Source organism: Acinetobacter sp. Ag2, assembly GCF_001005515.1.
Taxonomy (GTDB): domain Bacteria; phylum Pseudomonadota; class Gammaproteobacteria; order Pseudomonadales; family Moraxellaceae; genus Acinetobacter; species Acinetobacter bereziniae.
In genome coordinates this window covers 1-22,561 of sequence record NZ_LBNA01000042.1, presented here as the reverse complement: position 1 = coordinate 22,561, position 22,561 = coordinate 1, and the positions used below count along the sequence as shown (strand labels likewise).

Annotated in this window: 23 protein-coding genes; 10 read left to right on the top strand and 13 right to left on the bottom strand. The window is 39.3% G+C overall.

The window, feature by feature from the left end; all coding sequences use genetic code 11:
* Window positions 1-13: 13 nt before the first annotated feature.
* Window positions 14-910, bottom strand: coding sequence for a 4-hydroxy-tetrahydrodipicolinate synthase (gene dapA / locus AAV97_RS07075; protein WP_009585389.1), 897 nt, complete (start codon window positions 908-910; stop codon window positions 14-16).
* A gap of 627 nt (window positions 911-1,537) precedes the next feature.
* On the opposite strand from dapA, the gene pncA reads away from it, so the two are divergent.
* On the top strand, window positions 1,538-2,179 hold the full coding sequence (gene pncA / locus AAV97_RS07070) for a bifunctional nicotinamidase/pyrazinamidase (protein WP_009585403.1): 642 nt from the start codon (window positions 1,538-1,540) through the stop codon (window positions 2,177-2,179).
* Window positions 2,180-2,276: 97 nt separating this feature from the next.
* Window positions 2,277-3,230 (top strand): bile acid:sodium symporter family protein, encoded by a 954-nt coding sequence (locus AAV97_RS07065; RefSeq protein ID WP_005035029.1) that lies wholly within the window; start codon window positions 2,277-2,279, stop codon window positions 3,228-3,230.
* 60 nt (window positions 3,231-3,290) lie between these two features.
* On the opposite strand, the gene AAV97_RS07060 is transcribed toward AAV97_RS07065, so the two are convergent.
* Together AAV97_RS07060 and AAV97_RS07055 are read right to left on the bottom strand one after the other, a co-directional pair.
* A complete protein-coding gene (locus tag AAV97_RS07060; protein ID WP_046760202.1) occupies window positions 3,291-3,764 on the bottom strand; it encodes a DUF523 domain-containing protein in 474 nt (157 codons plus the stop codon).
* Window positions 3,761-4,279 carry a GNAT family N-acetyltransferase gene (locus tag AAV97_RS07055; protein ID WP_046760201.1) on the bottom strand — a complete coding sequence of 173 codons (519 nt, stop codon included), beginning with the start codon at window positions 4,277-4,279 and terminating at the stop codon, window positions 3,761-3,763. The genes AAV97_RS07060 and AAV97_RS07055 overlap by 4 nt, the downstream gene beginning before the upstream one ends.
* Window positions 4,280-4,384: 105 nt before the next feature.
* Here AAV97_RS07055 and AAV97_RS07050 point away from each other — a divergent pair, with 105 nt between their 5' ends.
* Window positions 4,385-4,651, top strand: a complete 267-nt coding sequence (locus AAV97_RS07050; RefSeq protein WP_026040265.1) for a DUF4031 domain-containing protein — start codon at window positions 4,385-4,387, stop codon at window positions 4,649-4,651.
* 119 nt (window positions 4,652-4,770) lie between these two features.
* A complete protein-coding gene (locus AAV97_RS07045; protein WP_046760200.1) occupies window positions 4,771-5,091 on the top strand; it encodes an ArsR/SmtB family transcription factor in 321 nt (106 codons plus the stop codon).
* Window positions 5,092-5,659: 568 nt separating this feature from the next.
* On the opposite strand, the gene AAV97_RS07040 is transcribed toward AAV97_RS07045, so the two are convergent.
* From AAV97_RS07040 to AAV97_RS07000, 9 genes are all read right to left on the bottom strand, one after another.
* A complete protein-coding gene (locus AAV97_RS07040; protein ID WP_042087791.1) occupies window positions 5,660-6,625 on the bottom strand; it encodes a cation diffusion facilitator family transporter in 966 nt (321 codons plus the stop codon).
* A 259-nt stretch (window positions 6,626-6,884) separates the two neighbouring features.
* The gene (gene glmS / locus AAV97_RS07035; protein ID WP_046760199.1) at window positions 6,885-8,723 is read right to left on the bottom strand and encodes a glutamine--fructose-6-phosphate transaminase (isomerizing); all 1,839 of its coding nucleotides are present in this window, start codon (window positions 8,721-8,723) and stop codon (window positions 6,885-6,887) included.
* A gap of 12 nt (window positions 8,724-8,735) precedes the next feature.
* Window positions 8,736-10,100: a bifunctional UDP-N-acetylglucosamine diphosphorylase/glucosamine-1-phosphate N-acetyltransferase GlmU gene (gene glmU, locus AAV97_RS07030; RefSeq protein WP_046760198.1), complete on the bottom strand. Its 1,365-nt coding sequence runs from the start codon at window positions 10,098-10,100 to the stop codon at window positions 8,736-8,738.
* A 21-nt stretch (window positions 10,101-10,121) separates the two neighbouring features.
* Complete coding sequence (locus tag AAV97_RS07025) at window positions 10,122-10,598, bottom strand: phosphatidylglycerophosphatase A (protein ID WP_009585439.1); 477 nt, start codon at window positions 10,596-10,598, stop codon at window positions 10,122-10,124.
* A 22-nt stretch (window positions 10,599-10,620) separates the two neighbouring features.
* A complete protein-coding gene (thiL, locus tag AAV97_RS07020; protein ID WP_004825934.1) occupies window positions 10,621-11,538 on the bottom strand; it encodes a thiamine-phosphate kinase in 918 nt (305 codons plus the stop codon).
* Between the two features lie 11 nt (window positions 11,539-11,549).
* Window positions 11,550-11,999, bottom strand: coding sequence for a transcription antitermination factor NusB (nusB, locus tag AAV97_RS07015; RefSeq protein ID WP_004825937.1), 450 nt, complete (start codon window positions 11,997-11,999; stop codon window positions 11,550-11,552).
* A 3-nt stretch (window positions 12,000-12,002) separates the two neighbouring features.
* The gene (ribE, locus tag AAV97_RS07010; protein ID WP_004718750.1) at window positions 12,003-12,473 is read right to left on the bottom strand and encodes a 6,7-dimethyl-8-ribityllumazine synthase; all 471 of its coding nucleotides are present in this window, start codon (window positions 12,471-12,473) and stop codon (window positions 12,003-12,005) included.
* Window positions 12,474-12,574: 101 nt separating this feature from the next.
* Window positions 12,575-13,696, bottom strand: a complete 1,122-nt coding sequence (gene ribBA / locus AAV97_RS07005; protein WP_004825939.1) for a bifunctional 3,4-dihydroxy-2-butanone-4-phosphate synthase/GTP cyclohydrolase II — start codon at window positions 13,694-13,696, stop codon at window positions 12,575-12,577.
* Between the two features lie 291 nt (window positions 13,697-13,987).
* Window positions 13,988-15,292 carry a hypothetical protein gene (locus AAV97_RS07000; protein WP_155769249.1) on the bottom strand — a complete coding sequence of 435 codons (1,305 nt, stop codon included), beginning with the start codon at window positions 15,290-15,292 and terminating at the stop codon, window positions 13,988-13,990.
* Window positions 15,293-15,351: 59 nt separating this feature from the next.
* Between AAV97_RS07000 and serB the strand changes: the two genes are divergently transcribed.
* From serB to AAV97_RS06985, 3 genes are all read left to right on the top strand, one after another.
* The gene (gene serB / locus AAV97_RS06995; protein WP_009585400.1) at window positions 15,352-16,572 is read left to right on the top strand and encodes a phosphoserine phosphatase SerB; all 1,221 of its coding nucleotides are present in this window, start codon (window positions 15,352-15,354) and stop codon (window positions 16,570-16,572) included.
* 425 nt (window positions 16,573-16,997) lie between these two features.
* Window positions 16,998-17,312 (top strand): ciprofloxacin tolerance protein AciT, encoded by a 315-nt coding sequence (aciT, locus tag AAV97_RS06990; protein ID WP_004825944.1) that lies wholly within the window; start codon window positions 16,998-17,000, stop codon window positions 17,310-17,312.
* 214 nt (window positions 17,313-17,526) lie between these two features.
* A complete protein-coding gene (locus AAV97_RS06985) occupies window positions 17,527-18,006 on the top strand; it encodes an SCP2 sterol-binding domain-containing protein (protein WP_004825947.1) in 480 nt (159 codons plus the stop codon).
* Between the two features lie 77 nt (window positions 18,007-18,083).
* Here AAV97_RS06985 and dtd read toward each other — a convergent pair whose 3' ends face one another.
* Window positions 18,084-18,524 carry a D-aminoacyl-tRNA deacylase gene (dtd, locus tag AAV97_RS06980; protein ID WP_046760196.1) on the bottom strand — a complete coding sequence of 147 codons (441 nt, stop codon included), beginning with the start codon at window positions 18,522-18,524 and terminating at the stop codon, window positions 18,084-18,086.
* A 272-nt stretch (window positions 18,525-18,796) separates the two neighbouring features.
* Here dtd and pncB point away from each other — a divergent pair, with 272 nt between their 5' ends.
* The 3 genes from pncB to asd all read left to right on the top strand — a co-directional run bounded on the left by pncB (window position 18,797) and on the right by asd (window position 21,812).
* Window positions 18,797-20,008, top strand: coding sequence for a nicotinate phosphoribosyltransferase (gene pncB, locus AAV97_RS06975; protein WP_004825951.1), 1,212 nt, complete (start codon window positions 18,797-18,799; stop codon window positions 20,006-20,008).
* A 107-nt stretch (window positions 20,009-20,115) separates the two neighbouring features.
* Window positions 20,116-20,964, top strand: a complete 849-nt coding sequence (locus AAV97_RS06970; protein WP_010590830.1) for a sulfurtransferase — start codon at window positions 20,116-20,118, stop codon at window positions 20,962-20,964.
* A complete protein-coding gene (gene asd, locus AAV97_RS06965) occupies window positions 20,961-21,812 on the top strand; it encodes an archaetidylserine decarboxylase (protein ID WP_005035058.1) in 852 nt (283 codons plus the stop codon). Before AAV97_RS06970 ends, asd begins: the two co-directional genes overlap by 4 nt.
* Window positions 21,813-22,561: the final 749 nt, after the last annotated feature.

The window sequence follows — 22,561 nt, the reverse complement described above, 5'->3', positions numbered from 1 at the left end:
TACTAAGCTCTTATTAAATGAGACCTACTGCTTTGAGTTCTTCACGCAGAGGCGTACGGTATTTTTCTGCAAGTGGAGTTAATGGTAAGCGAATACCTGTACCAATTAATTCCATTTCATGAAGTGCCCATTTCACTGGAATTGGGTTCGATTCGCAAAATAGAATATTGTTTAATTTTGCAACTTGGTCATCTTTAACTTTTGCAGTACTTGCATCACCAGCAAGTGCAGCCGCACAAAGTTCACTCATGATTTTAGGAGCAATATTGGCAGTCACAGAGATATTGCCTTTTGCGCCTAACTGCATCAGTTCATTTGCCGTCGCATCATCACCAGAATACACCAACATGTTTTTACCTTGTAAACCATCAATCAATTGTTTACCACGTGGTACATCGCCTGTTGCATCTTTAATTCCAACGATTTGAGGAATATCTGCTAAACGAATGGCAGTATCATTATGTAAATCAACGCCTGTACGACCTGGAACATTGTAAAGAATGATCGGTAAATCAACAGCTTCTGCAACTGCTTTATAATGTTGGAATAAGCCTTCTTGTGTTGGCTTGTTATAATAAGGGGTCACTAAAAGTGCGGCATCTGCGCCGAGCTGTTTAGCTTCTTTGGTGAGTTCGATCGCTTCGTGTGTCGAGTTTGCACCAGTACCGGCAATAATTGGAATACGTTTATTGGCTACACGGATAATTTCTTTAATTACTTCTGTGTGTTCTGCCATGCTAAGAGTAGATGCTTCACCAGTTGTGCCGACAGCAACAATACTATTAGTGCCTTGTTCTATGTGCCACTCAACGAGCTTCTCGAGACCCTTCCAATCTACGCTGCCATCTTCAAACATAGGGGTGACGATTGCGACAATTGAGCCTTGAATGGTCTGTGCTTGCTGAGTCATTTTAAAAAAATATCCTATTTTTCCATCCGCATGCGTTTGAGTAAACAAGGATTGGGATGGTTGCAGTATTTTGATTTGAGCGAAAAGCAATCATTCGAAAGATTGCATAATGCTTACCCAAATTATGACTGATTCAGCGAGACAGAACAATATGCTTTAGTCAAAGCTTGGAAATTCTTTAAAAAAAGCAACAATTCACTCACATTTCAGTTGAATAAATTTTATTTTTAGATTTTTTATACCGAAAATACAGGTGATTTTTTGCATATATACTTGCATGAAATTTATACCAGCCTAAGTTTCAAAAATAAAACCCTAAGATATTTTATAGACTGTTTTGTATTCGGTTGTTGGGTTATTGAGAGTTTATTATCGAGTATTGAAATTGTCTTATCAGATTATTAACACACTGGGCATACTTTGAAGCTGAGTTTGCTGTGGTGATAGATGTAATGATGGTGTAAATACTTCACCATTTTGAGATCATTTGATCAAGCTGCAAAACTGAATCCTTGATTTTGATAAGAAGCTCGCAAAAGTGAGCTTTTTTATTGTATGTTAGGTCATCAACGCGTGTCATATTGATCATTAGAATAGCTGAGATTTAGCCAGTATAAGGATAGGGAAATGTTGCAAACTGAGCGTAGTGCCTTAATTGTTGTCGATGTGCAAAATGGTTTTACTTCAGGGGGAAACCTAGCGGTTGCCCAAGCAGAAAGAATCATACCGCTCATCAATCAATTGGCAGATCATTTTGACAATATTGTACTGACACAAGACTGGCATCCTGCAAACCATATTTCTTTTGTTGAACAACACCCTCAACATAAAGCTTATGATGTCATTCAACTGGACTATGGTCCACAAGTGCTGTGGCCCTCTCATTGTGTGCAAGACACAGAGGATGCTGAATTCCATCCTGATTTAAATATTCCTACTGCGCAATTGATTATTCGTAAAGGTTTTCATTCGCACATTGACAGTTACTCAGCCTTTATGGAAGCAGATCATAAAACCACAACAGGTTTGGCAGGGTATTTGCGAGAACGTCAGATCGACACTGTATATATTGTTGGCATTGCGACAGACTTTTGCGTCGCGTGGACTGCAATGGACGCGGCTAGATTAGGGTTTAAGACCTTTGTGATTTCTGATGCGACCAAAGCAATTGATTTGCACGGCTCATTACAACATGCATGGCAAGAAATGCTGGCTGCTGGCGTAAAGCGTATGGTTTCAAAAGATATTCTTGATTACCCTCAATCATAAATGACTGCATAAATTTGAGCATTTGAGAAAAGTGATACTGATTTAAACGACATGCTTTAAGATAAGCCTTGATTTTAAACCTATTTGGGTAGGGACAATGTCAGCAATTTTACGCTTTAGTCAGTTTGTGCAAAAAACTTTTGCACTTTGGGTCGTTGTATTTGCATTCATCGCATTATGCTTTCCCGATGCATTTGTATGGATGAAAGCTTATATTCCATGGGTTCTTGGCATCATTATGCTAGGGATGGGAATGACCATGACAGTCGATGAGTTTAAAAATGTATTGTCTAATCCAAAAGCAGTGGTGATCGGTGTGGTGGCTCATTTTGTGGTGATGCCAAGCGTAGCATTTTTTCTCTGTAAGATTTTTAATTTACCGCCGGAAATCGCTGTAGGGGTGATCCTCGTTGGATGTTGCCCAGGAGGGACTGCTTCCAATGTGATTACTTATATGGCAAAGGGCAATACCGCTTTATCTGTCACATGTACTTCTGTTTCAACATTTTTAGCGCCTATTTTAACACCTGCTATTTTCTATGTTTTGGCAAGTCAATGGATTCCGATTGATGCAGGTTCAATGTTTATAGATATTCTTAAAGTGGTGATCTTCCCGATCATCTTGGGTGTGATCTTAAGAAGTGTGTTCAAACAAAAGACTGAACAGTATATTCAAGTGATGCCATTGGTTTCTGTAATTGCGATTGTCGTCATCGTCGCAGCAATTATTGCTGCCAGTAAGGCATCTATTTTGCAATCAGGTTTGCTGATTCTTGGTGTGGTTATTCTACATAACGGACTAGGTTTTTTACTGGGCTATTGGGCAAGTCGTTTATTCAATTTATCTTACCCAGATTCCAAAGCTGTAGCGATTGAGGTGGGTATGCAAAACTCAGGCTTAGGGGTAACCTTGGCTGCGCTTCATTTTGCTGCGTCTCCTGTGACTGCTGTTCCCAGCGCAATTTTCAGTTTATGGCATAATATTTCGGGTCCAATCTTAGCCACATACTGGGCAGCGAAAGCGGATAAAATGTCGGAAAATAAACCCTAGTACCGTACAACTTTAGCGCTCATTTAGAGCGCTGAATTTTAGTTTTTTATTTACAGTGATTTATTCACTATCAAGTTGTTTTAAAAACTCATCTTCAGTCAGTACAACAAATCCATGTTGTTCCAAGAGGGCAGTCGTGACACCTTTGCCTTGCACTTTTTGCCCAGAGAATGAACCATCATAAATCATATTTGAACCGCAAGAAGGGCTATTGGCTTTTAAAATAATGTGTGTAACCTGATGTTGTTGTGCAAGTTTAAGTGTTTTTTCTGCACCCTGAATAAATGCTGAAGAAACATCGTCACCATTGGCATCTTGTACTCTAGCTTGTCCCAATAAAACAGAATAACCATCACCACCCACAATTTCAGCAGATGGTCGAGGTGTACTTAAACCACCTGAAACTTCAGGGCAAATCACAACAGCTTGTTGATTGTCGAGCAACTGTTTAAGTTTATCGTGTAAACAGTTTTGAGCATCATAACGGACATTTTCACCAACAAGACATGCGCTGATCAGGTATTTTGGGATCATCTTGAGTTTAATTCGAGCTGCATTAAATCCATGCCAATATCATATAAATCAGTTTTAAAGTCGAGACTTAATTGTTCTGTAAAGGCAAATTTTTGATAGAATTTTTTTGCACGCGCATTGGTTTTTAACACTTCTAAGAAGATATAGGCTTGATGATGTTGATTTGCAATCTCAATCATATATTGCATTAAATGTGCGGCTATATGTTTTCCAATGACATCTTTGAGTAAATAAATTTTCTGTAATTCAGCACCCATACGCGCTAAATTGGGCTGGTATTGATTAAGGTTGAGTTTGGCGTAGCCGATCAGTTGAGCATGCTCATTTTCAGCCAATATCCAAATTTGTTGCGGGTCCGCTAGAGATTTCGATAAGTTTTCAAGACTAAAATCTTGGTTGAGAAAATTTTGTAATCCTTGTTCTGTCCAAATATCACTAAAATGTTGGCGATATGTTGTGTTGCCTAGTGCATAAAGTTGATTTGCATGGAGGATCGTGGCTTGGTAAATTTTCATGATGTTTTATCTTAAAATGATGGCTTATTATGATTTGATGCGATGTTCAATCATTGATGATTTTCATGTGATAATCAATCTGAAATATGGGAAATGAATGTTGCTATGAGCGTTTATGTGGATCGTGCAAAAGTACCGTTTAAAGGCAAAGAATGGTGTCATCTCATGGCAGATACGCTAGAGGAATTACACCATTTTGCAAACATGTTAGGCATAGATTCGCGTTTATTTCATCGTTCTGCATCTTATCCTCATTATGATATTACTCTGCAAATGCGGGTCATCGCCATTGCGCATGGGGCAATTGATGCTGATCGGAAAACCATTATTGCTTGTGGAAAGCAGCTAAAACTGCAACTGAACCAATCTTGATAAATATTGTGTACAGAGAACATTTATCAAGATACTTTTCTAGAGATTAAGTCTTGTTCTGATGAGGAGCGCAAGGGTAGAATCTTTGATGACGATCAATGATGAACAATGACAGAAATATGAGTGTTAAAGAAGGTTCAACAGAAATATCACAGGACGACATTATTATTCTGGCTGAAACTTTTCGGCTTTTAGGTGATGCGTCACGTCTTAGAATTCTTATGTTCTGTATGCGTGGACCTCGCCCTGTAGGTGATATTTGTGAGGCACTGGACTTGTCTCAATCCTTGGTCAGCCACCATTTACGTTTATTACGTTCTGCACGATTGGTTAAAAGTGAACGTCAGGCGAAGCAAGTCTTGTATGAAATTGCCGATACACATGTGAGCCATGTTTTGTCTGATATGGCAAAACATATTGCAGAAGAGCAGTGTGGTTAATTTCGGTATTCTGGTCTTTAGAAAATTATAACAATCAATATGATTCACTTAACATGAGTTCATCCTAATTTAAATGAAAAGGGCTTTGCTTTTTTCATCAGTAAATTTTACCAGACATCGCTATTGCGGTTGGTGGCATGGCTGCCGCCGTTGGTTAAGTGCGATATGAGCAAAAACAAAGCACTGCTTTGTTTGTAGCGCAAGATCCCTGTCAAACAAAGGATTTTTGTTATCTTTTCATCTCTAAAAAGTAAAACATCGGCTACGCAAATCGATTCAAACTTTAGAAGCATAGGGTGGTATTGCAAGCTTTATACCGTCAAATAATATGTATCATATTGATTTTATTTACCTAAAGTTTATATTTACTGTATGATTTTTGAATTGATTGACTATGTTATGCTAGTTTTTTTGATTTGAATCTTTATTTTTATTCATATTTTTGAGTTGGATTTAAACACGAAGAATAAACAAAGACGCTTCAAAACATAGATCCTAAGTTTGAACGTTAACGCCACATGGTTAATGTAATTCCCTTGTGGCGTTTTGTGGTTGATTGATGCAGAACTTAGTGACTATGCCCAGCATGAGGATCAATTTTGACAGGCTTTTCAAGGCTGCATGAGCTATCCCCTTGCCAATCAATGGCAACAGTTGGATGTTCAATATCAAATTTGGTTTTTAATTCATGTTCAATTTGTTCGGTGAGGATCTTGATATCTACACCCGCTTCAGGTTGGACGTGTAATGTTGCCATTGCTCTTCCAGACGTGATCATCCATACATGAATATGGCTAATTTTCTGAATGCCTTGAACAGATTTTAATAAGTGCGTGGTGATATCTGTAGTATTGGCATTTGCAGGAGCACCTTCTAATAGGATATGAATGGTTTGTTTAAACAATGCCCATGCGCTACGTAATACCAGTAATGAGACAAGAACAGACAAAATAGGATCAATAGGGGTCCAACCTGTGTACCAGATCACAATCGCCGCGATAATTGCAGCAACAGAACCCAATAAATCACCCATCACATGAAGAATTGCACCCTTAACATTCACATGATCTGTGTCATTACGTGTCAGATACCATAATACAAAGATATTTACCAACATTCCGATAATAGCCACAATGAACATGGGTCCCGCAAGAACGGGTTGAGGTGATTGAAAGCGTACAACAGCTTCATAAACGATCCAACCCACAATCCCAAACAAAGTTAGAGAATTGATTAACCCTGCAATCACTTCGAATCGCATATAACCAAAAGTACGGGATTTATCTGCGGTGCGGCGACCAAAGCGAAAGGCTGCGTATGCTAAGCCTAATGCAAGTGCATCTGTCATCATATGTCCTGCATCCGCAAGAAGTGCCAGTGAACCAGATATGATTCCTCCAGCAGCTTCGACGAGCATGAAACTAAAAATAATGAAAAATGAAATTAGAATTTTTTTCTCATTTCCACCATTCGCTTCAGGCGCATGGTCATGATCGCTATGGCTGTTATGGATATGATTGTGATTATGTCCCATAAGGACCTCTACATTATTAGATTGCTTACATATGAATATATGTTCATATGTTTATTTTGTCAAATATGTTTATGTTAACTGTTCTATTTTATTATTGATCAAAATATTTAAAGTCTGATGTACTTCTATCTATATAGTCTTTTATAAAAAAATCCACACATCCATGCCATTTTCATGCATGAATTGTGTGGATCTTTTACTATGGGTATATATTAGATTTTATCAATCAGATACATATACTCAATATCTAAAACATGAATTATTCAACAGTGACAGATTTAGCCAAATTACGCGGTTGGTCTACATCTGTACCACGTAATACCGCAACATGATAAGACAACAACTGTACTGGCACACTATAAACAATCGGCGCTAACCATCCGTTGACTGCAGGTACATTAACAACATGTTGGCGATCTTTATTGACGATTCCACTGTTCTCATCGGCAAACACAAATAATTCACCGCCACGCGCTTGAACTTCTTCCATGTTGGATTTGAGTTTATCCAACATATCATCATTCGGTGCAAGAATAACCACAGGCATATCATTGTCAACCAAAGCCAATGGACCATGTTTCAATTCGCCAGCAGCATAACCTTCAGCATGGATATATGAAATTTCTTTAAGCTTTAAAGCACCTTCTAAAGCGATCGGGAATTCTGTACCGCGACCCAAGAATAAACAGTGTTGTTTCTCTTTGAACAGGTCTGATAAACGTAAAATTTCCGCATCATTTTGTAAGGTATCAAGAATAACCTTTGGAATATGCCATAACGCAGAGGTAATTTGTTCAATAGATTCTGCACTGATGCTTTGTTTAACTTGACCCAGTTTTAGCGCTAACAACATCAAAGCTGCAAGCTGAGTGGTAAATGCTTTGGTTGAAGCAACACCAATTTCAGGACCAGCAAGGGTTAAAAGATGATGGTTGGTTTCACGAACCATTGACGATGTTGCAACGTTACAAATGGTCATGGTGCAAATATTTAAGCCTTTTGCCTGCGCGCGTTTTTGTGTATCACGTAAGGCAGCTAAAGTATCCGCTGTTTCACCTGATTGTGAAATACAGATATACAGGGTGTTTGCTACAATCACTGGCGAGCGATAACGGAACTCGCTGGCAATTTCAACTTGGCATGGCAAATCGATCAGTTGTTCAAACCAATATTTTGCAATCATCCCCGCATGGTAGCTGGTTCCACAAGCAAGAATTTGAATTTGTTGGACATTTTTAAAATCAACTTCAGCATTTTGTAAAAAGTCTTCACGCAATGCATTGCCATTTAATGCTTGAGAAATGGTTTGCTGAATTGCTTCAGGCTGCTCATAGATTTCTTTGAGCATATAATGCTTGTATTCACCTTTTGATGCATTGCTTACTGCGGCATCTAACTCCTTAACAGGACGCTCAACCAATTGATCTTTAACAAAAACCTCAATAGTTTCACGGGTTAAACGTGCAATATCACCTTCTTCAAGATAAATAAAACGATTGGTGACAGGTAAAAGCGCCAATTGATCAGAACTGATAAAGTTTTCGCCAATACCTACACCGATGACTAAAGGTGAACCTTCACGCACAGCGATCAATTCATCAGGAAAATCAGTATGTACGATACCCAATGCATAAGCACCTTTCAGTTGAGGAACAACTTCTTCAACTGCTTTTAGTAAACTTGGCGTTGATTTGAGTGCTTCAGAAATTAAATGTGCAACAACTTCAGTATCTGTTTGTGAAGTGAATACATAACCAAGTGCTTCAAGATCATCTTTGAGTTCTTGGTAATTTTCAATAATACCATTATGTACAACAGCCACATGCCCAGAAATATGTGGATGGGCATTATTCTCAGTAGGTTTACCGTGAGTTGCCCAACGCGTGTGTGCAATACCCAGTGAACCTAAAATATTTGATTCAGAAATTGCCCCTTCTAAATTGGCAACTTTACCAACACGACGTTCACGCAAGATTTGACCTTGGTCAACAAGGGCAACGCCAGCAGAGTCATAACCACGATATTCAAGGCGCTTTAGACCTTCAATTAAAATATTTGTAATGCTTCGTTCAGCAACGCCACCAACAATACCACACATATTAATATCCTCTTATTTCTTGACCTTTTGGGGACGTTGATAATTTTCTTTAGAAATTTGTTTTGCACGTTCAAATGCAAGACTGTTGTCAGCGACGTCATGGGTAATCACAGAACCAGCACCTGTGGTTGCGCCATGACCAATCTTGATTGGGGCAACCAGAGAATTATTGGTGCCGATAAAGGCATTATCACCAATGATTGTTTTGTGCTTATTGGCACCATCATAGTTACAGGTGATGGTACCTGCACCAATATTGGAGCCTGCACCAATTTCGGCATCACCTAAATAGGTAAAATGATTTGCCTTTGAGCCTAGACCAACTGTGGAGTTTTTAACTTCTACAAAGTTTCCAATATGCACTTCGTCTGCGAGTTGAGCACCTGGACGAAGGCGTGCAAATGGACCAATCAATACATTCGAACCCACCACAGCATCTTCAAATACGCTATACGCTTGAACTTTAGTGCCTGCAGCGATTTGAGTATTTTTAATCACACAGCCTGCACCGATTTCAACACCATCACCAAAGCTACAATTGCCCTCGATAATCACATTGATATCGATACGAACATCATTACCTACACTGAGTTGACCACGTAAGTCAAAACGTGATGGATCGATTAAATGCACACCTTGTTGCATCAATTGTTTGGCTTGATGATTTTGGAATTCTCTTTCTAAAGCTGCAAGTTGGATACGATCATTAACGCCTTCAACTTCAAATGCCAATTCAGGTTGAATTGAGGCAATTTCCATTCCGTCAGCCAATGCCATTGCAACGATGTCAGTCAGGTAGTATTCACCTTGCGCATTGTCATTACTCAGTTGAGGTAACCATTCATGCAGTTTGGCATTGCTGACACAGTAAATACCTGTGTTAATTTCTTTAATCTGGCGTTGTTCTTCAGAAGCGTCTTTATGTTCAACGATTGCTTGAATTTTTCCATCTTTACGAACAATACGTCCATAACCGGTTGAATCTTCAAGCGTCAATGTAACTAAGCCAATACCTGTTGTCGTCGACACATCGATTAAACGTTGCAAGGTACTGTGTTGGACACAAGGTACATCACCAGAAAGGATTAACGAAATTCCATCTTTAGGTAAAACAGGTAAGGTCACTTTAACGGCATGCCCTGTACCCAATTGCTCAGTTTGTTCTACCCATTCAACGTTTTCTTGTGCGAATGCCTGTTGAACCAGATCACCGCCATGTCCAAAAATGGTAATAATATTTTTTGCTTGTAATTGTTTTGCTGTTTCAATTACATGACCGAGTAATGGACGTCCTGCTAAAGGTTGAAGTACCTTCGGTAAACGTGAGCGCATACGCGTTCCTTTACCCGCCGCAAGAATGATCACAGTTGTAGACATATCACACCTAACAGATCTGGCTTAAGCCATTTTAAAATATAAATAAATCATGATACATATTGCTGCCCAGACCCCTGCAATAATGTCGTCGAACATGATGCCAAAACCGCCATCGACTTTTTCATCAATAATGCGAATTGGCCAAGGTTTCCAAACATCAAATAAGCGGAACAATGCAAATCCAACCACCACCCATATCCAATTCATTTGTCCAATATAGATCAAGGGAAGAAATGTAATAGATTGCCCTGCAAACTCATCCCAAACGATTCGACCATCATCATGCACATGAATAATGTCTGCCGTTTTTCCACAAATCCAGATGCCGACCAAAGACATAATTATGATTGCCAATATGGCGCCATAAAAGCCAATTGCAAGCCAAATGGGGATAAACAATAGGGCAAAAGCAGAGCCGAAAGTGCCTGGTGCTTTGGGTGCTAAACCAGAACCAAAGCCTACACCACAGAACACAATAAAGCGTTCTGTCCATGTCATATTTTTAAAGACAATCGGAGGTTTATGCAAAGTGTTGGTACCCTTGAAGTTGCAATGAATGGTCTAAGCCATCTTTCTCAAATGCAATGCCACATTGTTGTGTAACTTTTCCAATAATTGTAGTGCTTACATTGGGTTGTAATTGCAAAAGTTTATCATAATTTTGCATACTTATTGTAAAGCATAATTCATAGTCATCTCCGCCAGCCAAAGCATATTTCCATTGCTGATTTTCACTTAAATCCCTTAAAGCAGGATTAATCGGGAGTTGATTTAAATTAATTTTAGCACCGACCTTAGAAGCGTCCAAGATGTGCCCAAGGTCTTGAGCTAAACCATCAGAAACATCAATCATGCTTGACGCTAAACCTTTGAGCATTGCGCCAAGTTCACAACGAGGCGTTGGGTAGTCTAGACGTTGTTGAAGGGGATGCCCTAAATGTTGTAGCGCAAATGCGGCATCACCTATAGAACCACTGACCACAATCAGATCATTCACTTGTGCTTGCGCACGCGTCACAGCTTGACCAGTTTCAATCCAGCCAAGTGCGGTTACGGTGATGGTCAGCTGAGGGCTTTGTGTGGTGTCACCACCAATTAAACGTACCCCAAATTGATCACAACAATCATATAAGCCCTGACTAAAATCTTTTAGCCAGTCATGATCGATTTGGGCTAAGCTCAATGCCAGAAGAATGCTATGCGGTTTTGCACCCATGGCAGCAATGTCTGAAAGATTGACAGCGACAGATTTCCAACCAATGGCATGGGCAGAAGTATCTAAGGGGAAATGCCGTCCTGCGACAAGTGTATCTGTACAAATCACCAGTTGGTGATTTAAAGGCGGGGTGAGCAGGGCTGAGTCATCTCCAACACCTAAGTCAACATCAGACTGTTGCTGACGATTGAAATAGCGTTCAATAATTGAAAACTCAGCCATGTAAAAACAACTTATTTCGCTTGTTGTTTTTCTGCTTCACGCAGGCTTGTTGCTAAACGGTCTAATACACCATTGATGTATTTGTGACTGTCCGCACCACCAAAGTGTTTTGCCAATTCAATGGCTTCATCCAGTACCACGCGATATGGAATTTCAAGATGATCTTTGAGTTCATATGCGCCTAAACGTAATGTAGCAAGTTCTACACCGTCTAATGCATCAATCTCACGATCAAGTACTGGAATAAGTAAAGCATCCAATGCTTCATGGTTTGCGATCACAGTAGTGAGCAACTCATGATAATAGCTCAGATCCACTTTATGCATAGCATTTTCAGCACGTGTACGTGCTTCGATTTCATGCACTGGGTTGTGGCTCATTTGCCATTCATAAATCCCTTGTACAGCAAAGCGACGTGCTTTACGTTTCGCTGCATAAGTAGCTTGGAGTGTTTGCGACATGCTTTAAATTGCCTTTAACAGGTTAACCATTTCAATTGCAGTAAGGGCAGCTTCACCACCTTTATTACCTGCTTTTGTACCAGAGCGTTCAATCGCCTGTTCAATACTATCCGTAGTCAATACACCATTAATTACAGGTAAACCAGTATCTAAACCAACTACACCTAAACCTTTGGCACATTCACCTGCAACGAAGTCGAAATGTGGAGTACTTCCACGAATCACTGCGCCAAGAGCGATCACTGCATCAAACTTACCTGAAGCTGCAAGTTTTTTAGCGACAACAGGAAGTTCCCATGCGCCAGGTGCATGAACGACAGTGATATTATCGTCGCTTACACCATGACGATGCAATGTATCAATTGCACCTTCTAATAAATGTTCAACAACAAAGCTGTTAAAACGACCAACTAAAATCGCGTAACGGTCTTCGCTCGCGAGATGTAATAAACCTTCAATTCGGCGAATCGCCATAGCAACCTCGATAATTTTACAGATAAGTTATTTTACAGATTTCTTTGATCAAATGCTTTCTTTCATGGAATCACCCAGATCAAAGAGATCAATTGAAACAATTATGAATCAATCTCTTGTTCAGCGGTAATATACTCAACCACTTCCAGATTAAATCCTGATAATGCATTGAAACGGAGTGGCGAGCTTAGCAACTTCATTTTTTCTACGCCCAAATCACGTAGAATCTGAGCACCTACACCAATCGTTTGATATTGCTGAGAAAGTGCGGCATTTGATTTGGTCGGCTTTGGTTTGCCCAATGCTTCTAACGCTGGACCTAAATCAGATAAATGACGTTGCCCGATCCAGACCAATACACCACGATCACTATGGGCAATCGTTTTCAGTGCTTTATCTAGATTCCACGCAGGCTCACCATCTTTTTTATTCAGTTTAAGTAAGTCGCGAGCAGGATTGAAACCGTGTACACGTACAGTGGTTACACCTTGTTTAGGTTCACCTTTCACCAAAGCCAAATGAATATCTGGGTTACCGATTTCACGGTAACGGTAAAGATCAAATGTTCCATATTCAGTATCAATGCTTTGCTGATCCAAACGTTCTACCGTTTGTTCATTGGTCATTCGATAATGGATGAGGTCTGCAATCGTGCCAATTTTCAAACCATGTTTTTCTGCAAACACTTCGAGATCTGGACGACGTGCCATTGTACCGTCTTCATTGATGATTTCGCAGATCACTGAAGCTGGTTCTAAGCCTGCCAAACGAGATAGGTCACAACCTGCTTCGGTATGCCCAGCACGGTGAAGTACACCACCTGGTTGAGCCATCAATGGGAAAATATGACCTGGTTGTACAATATCAGAAGGTTTGGCATGTGCAGCAACCGCAGTCTGAATGGTATGTGCACGTTCTGCCGCGGAAATGCCTGTTGTAATACCGTTTGCTGCTTCAATTGAAAGCGTGAAGTTTGTGCTGTGTTGAGCACCGTTGTGATCGACCATCAACGGTAAATCCAATTGCTTACAGCGATCACGACTCAAGGTCAAGCACACTAGACCACGTGCATGTGTAATCATAAAGTTGATGTCTTCAGGACGTACATGTGTTGCAGCAATCACCAAATCGCCTTCATTTTCACGATCTTCGTCATCCATCAGGATAACCATTTTCCCTGCACGGATATCTGCTACAAGCTCTTCAACGGTATTGAGCGGCATCAACCTTCACCTTTTTGTTCTGTCGTGTGACATTTTCATTGGATTCATTCGGCACATAGTCTAACGCGTTTTTACGTATTTTGCCTATGCTTATCATCTTCCTTTACCGCTCATAGTTATACACAAGCTTATAGGGGTATGAAAAGAGAAGGAAAATTGATTTATGCAGATTTTGAACAAACATTAAACGCTTATTTCGAAAAAAATAAGATGAGCTTATGAGTATTAAAGCAAGTAAAAATAAAAAAGCGCTCTACCTTTATGGGTAGAACGCTTTTATGCTGATTTGAATTATAGGTCTGAAACAGGTTCAGAACTGACGTTTTGTTTTTTACCTTTTAAAATTTCTGTACGAATATTTTGTGCAAGCTCAGCACACTCATTATTCATTCCATTAATCATAAAGGCGTGGCGTGTCAGTACATTGGTAGGATTTGGCAAAGCGACCAATTGATAGCAATCACCAATATGTTTGAGTTGATCATTGCTTAAGTACAGTGCCATTTCTTTAGCAATTAAATGATTCACCAAACGTTCTGCTGCATGTTTAGCATCCAACTGCATTGCTTCTACAGAAGTGGTCACGGCACAGCGTGTTTGTAAAACGAAGCGTTTGTCTTCGCGATAACGTTTGTACAGAACCTCAGACAGCAATTGGAACACTGAACCAATCATCAGTATGGATTGTGCAGCATCGGGCTTTTCAGCATCAATACTCAAGATCGCCCCGTGTTGATTAAACGCTTGATGAATGACGAAATCTTTAGAATTGAGTTTGAAATGTTGTGCACAAAGTTCAATGCTTTTATTCAGGAAAATCTGACATAAGTTAAAATAAGGTAAAGATACAGATTGATTGACGGTATTCATCAATTGTTTTGGATCATAATACTGAATATTCAATGCAAGAATTTCTTGATCATCATCGACAGTAGAAGTGACCGCAACTTTAGGTTCAGGTTTAACTTTGTTTTGAGCCTGTTGCTGTGCCTGAGCAATTGCTAAGGTGCGATTGGCTTTTTCAGCCTCCAGAGCTTCTGTTAATTGTTGAATTTCGTGTTTTAAGCGCGCCTCATTATTGATACGTGCTAGATATTCACTACGCGTTGGGCGTGCAATTGCGCGATAAGCCAACCAAAGAAAAGCGTGGATCAAAAGTGAAACTAAAATCGCAAGCCATTGGGTCCGTAAAATTTCACCAATACTCGGTTTGATTAACGTAATTTCAATCGTTCCGACTTTTTTCTCGTTCTGCAATGCATCACGAACAAACACTTCACCTTGGCGAGTTTTTGCCATGCCACTGGTTGCAAGCACTTGTTTTTTAGCATCAAGTATTCGAATTGAAGCAACGCTTGGATTGGTCGCATAACGATTTGCCAACAGTGCCAATGAAACTGTATTTGCAGGTTCAAGCTCAGACAGACTGTCTGTGACCAGTTGACTGGTCATCAGTTGCCCTTGACTGGCACGATTTTCATTTAACTGATGTGTTGTTGCAACTACCAATAAAAAGGTATGAAATGCAAAACTTACAATAAGTAGGCTAGCAAATAGCCCTTGTCTTGGCGCATTCAACGTAAACTTCCAAAGCAAAAAATTTCGATTTCGATTATGATTCTTCCAATTGTTGTAGCTCAGACCCGAGTCAATTCATGCGAGAAATCATTCTTATTTCATTTTTAGGACCTGACCAACCCAATCAGTTTACTCGATTAATGCAAGTGTTGTCCGTACATTCTTTGCAAATATTAGATGTAGGGCAGGCGGTCATTCACAATCAATTGACTTTAGGTATTGTAGTGTCGTCAAACGACCAGACTGCAACAGCTTTAGCAATGAAAGACATCCTTATTTTAGCACATGATATTGGTCTTACCGTTCGTTTTAAACCAATTTCAGGTACAGAATATGACCAATGGGTAAGCGAAGGTGGGCGTACCCGCTATATCGTGACGGCATTGGCACCTGAATTAACTGCTGCACACTTACAAGCTGTAACAAATATTGTTTCAAGTCAGGGATTTAATATTGAAACAGTGACTCGTTTGTCTGGTCGTCCTGAGCGTGGTGGGCATCAAGATATACTCAAACGTTCATGTGTCCAATTTGGTTTAAGTGGACAGATGCTAGATGCACAAGCGATGCGGGCAGCATGTTTACGTCTTTCGGCTGAATTAAACATTGATGTCGCTGTGCAGGAAGACAATGCTTACCGACGTAATCGCCGTTTAGTTTGCTTTGATATGGACTCAACTTTAATCGAACAAGAAGTCATCGATGAGTTGGCGAAAGAAGCAGGTGTGGGAGATAAGGTTGCTGAAATCACCGAACTTGCCATGCAAGGTGAATTGGATTTTCAGCAAAGCTTTCGTGCACGTGTAGCCTTGTTGAAAGGCTTAGATGCGGAGGTTTTACCAAAAATTGCCGCACGTTTAACCATTACTGAAGGGGCAGAGCGTTTAATTTCTACCCTGAAGTCTTTGGGCTATAAAACTGCAATTTTATCGGGTGGTTTTCAATATTTCGCAGAATATCTACAAGAGAAATTAGGTATTGATGAAGTTCATGCCAATATCCTTGATGTTGAAAATGGTCAAGTCACAGGTGAAGTGAAAGGACATATTGTGGATGGTGCACGCAAAGCGTATTTATTGACTGAATTGGCTGAAAAAATGGGAATTTCACCAGAGCAGGCGATCGCTGTGGGTGATGGTGCAAATGACTTGCCAATGCTGTCTATCGCTGGTTTAGGCGTGGCATTCCGTGCTAAACCTTTGGTTCGTCAAAATGCCAATCAAGCCATTTCAAGTGTTGGTTTAGATGGTGTACTTTACCTCTTGGGTGTTCATGATAAAGACCTCACTCGTGCTTAAATGCTTTAAATAAGATTACGGAAACATGAAAAATAGCGACACAATGTCGCTATTTTTGTTTGAAAATGAACCACTTTGCTGTCATCAAATCTAAATAATACTTTTTGAAAAAGAGATTCGTTTTAAAACTTAAATTTTTTTATTTCTATAGAAAAACAACATGTATTTTTTTGTAATGACACTGCATGATTGATGGCAATTAGATTTTGAGAAAAACAGGATTCTTAAAAAATGTAATGACAAATGCATGTTGCGACAAAGTGTGTCGTTTACCCGAAAAACAGCACTTTCCTTCTCATAAAAACCATACATAATGCAATGCATAAGCTTCTATAAGATGGTTGAAGAAAAATTATAAAGCTTGAACTTGTTGTGAAACACCACTTAGACGGTTTATGAGAGACATCATTTTGACGGAGGTTGTTATGGTATCAGCGACATTTGCAACATTGATTGGATTCGCTCTAATTGCTGCAGCGTTGGCTACTGTTTTCTTTTCCCCTTATCGTCATTGGTTAGGGTTTATGTTTGCGGGTATGATCTTCTGGGGCACTCTAGAAGCAATGCGTTACAGCGTACAGAATATTTTCGATCTTTCGGTAGCATATAGTTATTTAACGGCAATCATGCTTGCAATGTCTGCATTGATTGCGTTGTTATTACGTGAAGACAGCCGTGCCCAAAAAGCACTGGCAAATCGTCAATATATTGAACATACCCCAGTCTATGAAGATGAATAAGTATTGAGTGAACAGAATGACAATATGCAAACCAAGATAACAATAGTGACTTTAATTACACGAAAAAAATCAATTTAGACATTTTAAGGTATATCAAAATGGTATACCTTTTTTCAGTTTATACTTTGTTCTCAAAGCCATGTCTAAGAAATGACAAGTTATGCTAGGATGAGCAAATTCAGATCTAATTTAAAAAACAACAGGCTTAAATGTCATGAAACTTTCTGCAATTCCAGTTGTGAAGTTACCAATCGTCGATGCAAGTACAGATCCATTGGATTTACTTGTATTGGGTTTAGCGCTTCGTATGAAACAATTGGCGCGTACCAGCCCAAAATTTATTGAATTGACCCATGATCGTCAGTTCCGTATCCAGATTGGTACAGACTTAGGCGTGGCTCGCCAAATTATTGTCAATAACGGTCAAATTGATACAGTTTCAGGTGCTGAACAAAAAGCGGATTTCGTTTTACAGTTTGCTGACAGTGATCAAGGTGTGAAAACTTTGGTCAAAGGTGATCCAACTGCATTTATGACGGGTATGCAAAACGGCACGATTAAAATGGAAGGTGATTTTAGTTTGCTGGTATGGTTTAACCAAGTTGCTAAGTTAATCCCACCAAAAGTACCAAAACCTGTCAAAGAAAAAATCAAATTGGCACGTCAGTTCTTAAAGGAAAAGACAGGTCGATAATTGTTTTTCAAACATTAAAAAAGCCCATTCGGGCTTTTTTATATTTTAAACAGTGATTTTATGTTGTGTATGTGAGCTTATTCAATCTCTAGGTTGAAGGTCACAGGTCCGTCATTGACCAAATGCACTTTCATATCTGCGGCAAAGATTCCTGTTTGTACATTTTCAAATTGTGATTGCGCATATGCAACCAATTGTTCATACAGTGCTTTGGCTTCAGTGGGTGGCATTGCTGGTCCAAAGTCGGGACGCAAGCCTTTTTGCGTTTGCGCCATTAAGGTAAATTGCGAAACCAGCAAAAGTCCACCATTGGCTTGACTGACGTTCCAGCCCATTTTTCCTTGTTCATCATCAAAAAATCGATATTTTAAAATCTTATCAATCAGTTTTTGACCCTTTTCAAAGTTATCCTCTTTACCTAAACCTAAAAAAACCAAAATTCCTGTTTGGATTTCTCCTGTGACCTGACCATCAACCACGACTTTGGCTTCTAAAACTCGTTGTAATAATGCACGCATAAGAACAATAAGACTAAAATATGATAAGACCATTCTAACAGTTATAGAACATCAAGATTGTCTAAAAAAGCCCAACTTTAAAACATTATAAATATTTGAATAAGCATGGCTTTTGTTTGATTATTCAGCATTTTTCGATATGAAAAAGATCTTGGTGTTTGATTTTTAAACACTGTTAAATTGCAAATATAGCCATTCACAGCGAAATGATTACGTTATGCACTTCAAAAATATGCTTTAATAAAAAAAGCATAGCGAAATTACAAACAGATATGGCGCCAATCATTCAATCTTTGCTGGATACCGATTTATATAAATTTACCATGTTGCAAGTGGTACTGCATAAATTTCCCCAAACTCACAGTGTCTACCATTTCCGCTGTCGTAATCTGGATGATACTGTTTATCCATTAACGGATATTTTGGAGGATTTGAATGAACAATTGGATCATCTTTGCTTACTAAAATTTAAAGAAGACGAATTACAATATTTACGCAGCATGCGTTTTATCAAAAGTGATTTTGTTGATTATTTAGAATTATTCCAACTGAAACGCCGTTTTATTAAAGCGGGTATAGATGAAGAAGGTCGTTTGGATATTTGGGTAGAAGGTCCAATGGTTCAAGCGATGATGTTTGAAATTTTTGTTCTTGCGATCGTCAATGAGCTTTATTTTAGCCGTATTCGCAATGATGAGGTGTATGCTGAAGGCGAACGACGTTTACAAGCCAAAGTTGAGTTATTAAAGAAACTTGAACAGCAGCAACAGACGGATAAGCCCCCATTCTTGGTATCTGACTTTGGTACGCGTCGTCGTTATAGCTTGGACTGGCAGCGACATGTCATTCAAACGTTCCATGCAGCGGTACCCAATGTTTTCAGAGGAACCAGTAATGTTCTCTTGGCAAAAGAATTAAATATTTATCCAATTGGAACAATGGCACATGAGTTTTTGCAAGCTTTCCAAGCTTTGGATGTGCGTCTAAGAGATTTTCAAAAAGCCGCTTTGGAAACTTGGGTACAAGAGTATCGTGGAGATTTAGGTATCGCCTTGACCGATGTTGTTGGTATGGACGCATTCCTACGAGATTTCGATCTGTATTTTGCCAAACTATTTGATGGTTTGCGCCATGACAGTGGTGACCCTTTTGAGTGGGGTGATAAGGCGTATCATCATTATCGTAAATTAAAAATTGATACCAAAGCGAAGATGTTAACCTTTAGTGATGGTTTAGATATCGAAAGAGCTTGGGCATTGTACCAATACTTCAAAGACCGTTTCCAAGTCAGTTTTGGTATTGGCACCAATTTGACCAATGATATGGGACAAACTCCATTGAACATTGTTTTAAAATTGGTGGAGTGCAATGGTCAGTCTGTCGCGAAAATTTCTGATAGTCCAGGAAAAACCATGACAGATAATGATACATTTTTGGCGTATCTGCGACAGGTCTTTGAAATACCAGAAGTTGTCGAAGCATAGAAAATTCTTATCTGATTTTTTGCTAAAAGAATGTGAAAAATCAGCTTATTGGGAAAAAACACTGTGCTAAGATCATGCACATTCAGGGTCTTAAAATAGAAAAACTTATGACTACACCTGCCTTTAATTTTGAATTACTCATCGAAGCAGAACAACTCGTGCCTTTTTTAGGACACGATAAGATTCGTATCGTCGATTTGAGTCGTAGTTCTGTCTACGAACAATTACATATTCCTCATGCTTTACATGTTAAACCACAATTGTTGGTAAGACAGGAAGAACAAGCTTCAGGGCTTTTACCTGATGAAGACGGTTTAAATGCGTTGATTGAATATTTAAATATTTCTCCTGAGCATCATGTTGTGGTTTATGATGATGAAGGTGGCGCTTGGGCTGGACGTTTGATTTGGAATTTGCATTGCCTTGGCTTTTACAATACCAGTTTATTAAATGGCGGTATTCATGCATGGTTGGCAGAAGGTTTTCCAACCTCATCTGACGTTGAAGTGTTTGAACCAGTAGAAACATTGGTTCCAGTCAATTTAAATCACCTTGAGCAACATCGTATTGAATATGCAAAATTGTTGGAAAAGGTTCAGCAACAAAGTATTCAAGTCTGGGACTGTCGGACATCCGAAGAATATACAGGACAACGTTTGGCAGCTAGACGCGGCGGTCACATTCCAAATGCACAACATTTTGAGTGGAGTACTGCAATTAACCGTCAAAATCATTTAAAATTGCATCCTCTAGAGCGCACGCAACAACGTTTAGAACAATTAGGCTTTCAATTTGATCAACCTGTGGTGGTGTACTGTCAGTCGCATCATCGTTCAGGCTTGGCTTATATTTTAGGTCGGTTATTGGATTGGAATATCCAAGCCTATGATGGTGCGTGGAGTGAGTGGGGCAATCGCCTCGATAGTCCAATTATTACTGGAGAATCACCTGCGTGAGTCTTACATCAAACTTAAAAAAACAAATTTTTATCCAAGCTCAAAAAGTTGTTCCACAGCAACAACTCAGCCGTGTGGTAGGTAAAGTTGCAGCCAGTGAAAATCCGATTATTAAAAATATAGCGATTCAAGCGTTTAAAGCTCAGTACGGGATTGACCTGTCGATCGCTGAACAAACGGATGCATTGAAATATAAGTCGTTTAATGAATTTTTTACGCGTGCCTTAAAACAGGGTGTACGTGAAATTGATACAGACCCGAGTAGTATTGTTTCTCCTGCTGATGGTGCAATTTCACAGTTGGGTAAAATTAAAGATGGAGATATTTTTCAAGCCAAAGGTCAGAGTTTTACTGTAGACCAATTGATTGGTGACCCAAAGTTGGCTGCACCTTTTGTGCAAGGTGAGTTTGCCACAGTGTACCTATCACCACGCGATTATCACCGTGTGCATATGCCATTCGCAGGAACACTGACAGAAACTTTATATATTCCAGGTGAATTATTTTCAGTCAATCAAACCACGGCTGAAAATATTCCGGGCTTGTTTGCACGTAACGAACGTATGGTGTGTTTGTTTGATACTGAACTCGGTCGTATGGCTGTTGTTTTAGTGGGTGCGATGATTGTGGCAGGCATTGAAACTGTGGCAACGGGTAAAGTGAAGCCAACTGGGCGCTTAGAATTAAATCATCATGAATTAGCACTAGAAAAAGGTGCTGAGCTTGGACGTTTCTATTTAGGCTCAACTGCAATTGTATTGTTTGAGCAAGATAAAATGAATTGGGATGCACAATTTAAAGCCAACTCCGTTGTTGTGATGGGTGAAGCTTTAGGGCATACACTTTAATTTGCTTTATTTATAAGGGGTTGTGTTTTTTCATGTAGGAAATACAACTCTTCTTAAATGTTACAGTTGCCTATATAAAACCAAACGTCAAAATAAGTTAACCTGAGTTCGATAAAAATCCTTGATGAAAGATGATACAGCCAAACCGCCTGATTATTCATACAAGTGATTTGGATGATTCATTTATTTTGTACTTTTGAATCATCGATGGTCTTGCGATCTTGAGGCGACATGGATGTCGCCATGTTGAGCGGGGGTATGAGGAGGTACCCCTCGCTCAACGAAAGATTTTTCTCACTTTTCATCTCTGAAAAGTGAGCCATCGCCTACGCAAAAGAATTTAAACTTTAGCATTAAAGCGTGGCAGTGCAAGCTTTAGATTATAAAACAATCTACTGATCGCTTTTATTTTATTGATCAAGAGAAATGAAACGCTATTGATGGTTGCGCTTGCGGAGCTCCGCTCCTCATCCTAAAATTTGATGAAAACCCAGCAAGACTCCTCAGAGATTTATTATTTTTCAATGAGTTGAAGATTTAATTGCATCGAATTCACGTTGTTTAGTATGTTTTAGTGCATGGTGGGTGACTAAAAATGCGAAAAAATCAGCTTTCTATTGTTATAAACAAGTAGAAAAGAGGATGAGTTAACGCATATTCCGGCAGAATTTCAATTAACTTTCCTTAAAAATACAAAAGAGCGCCGAAGCGCTCTTTCTATTTTTCTTAGCGAAAACCTACATATTAGT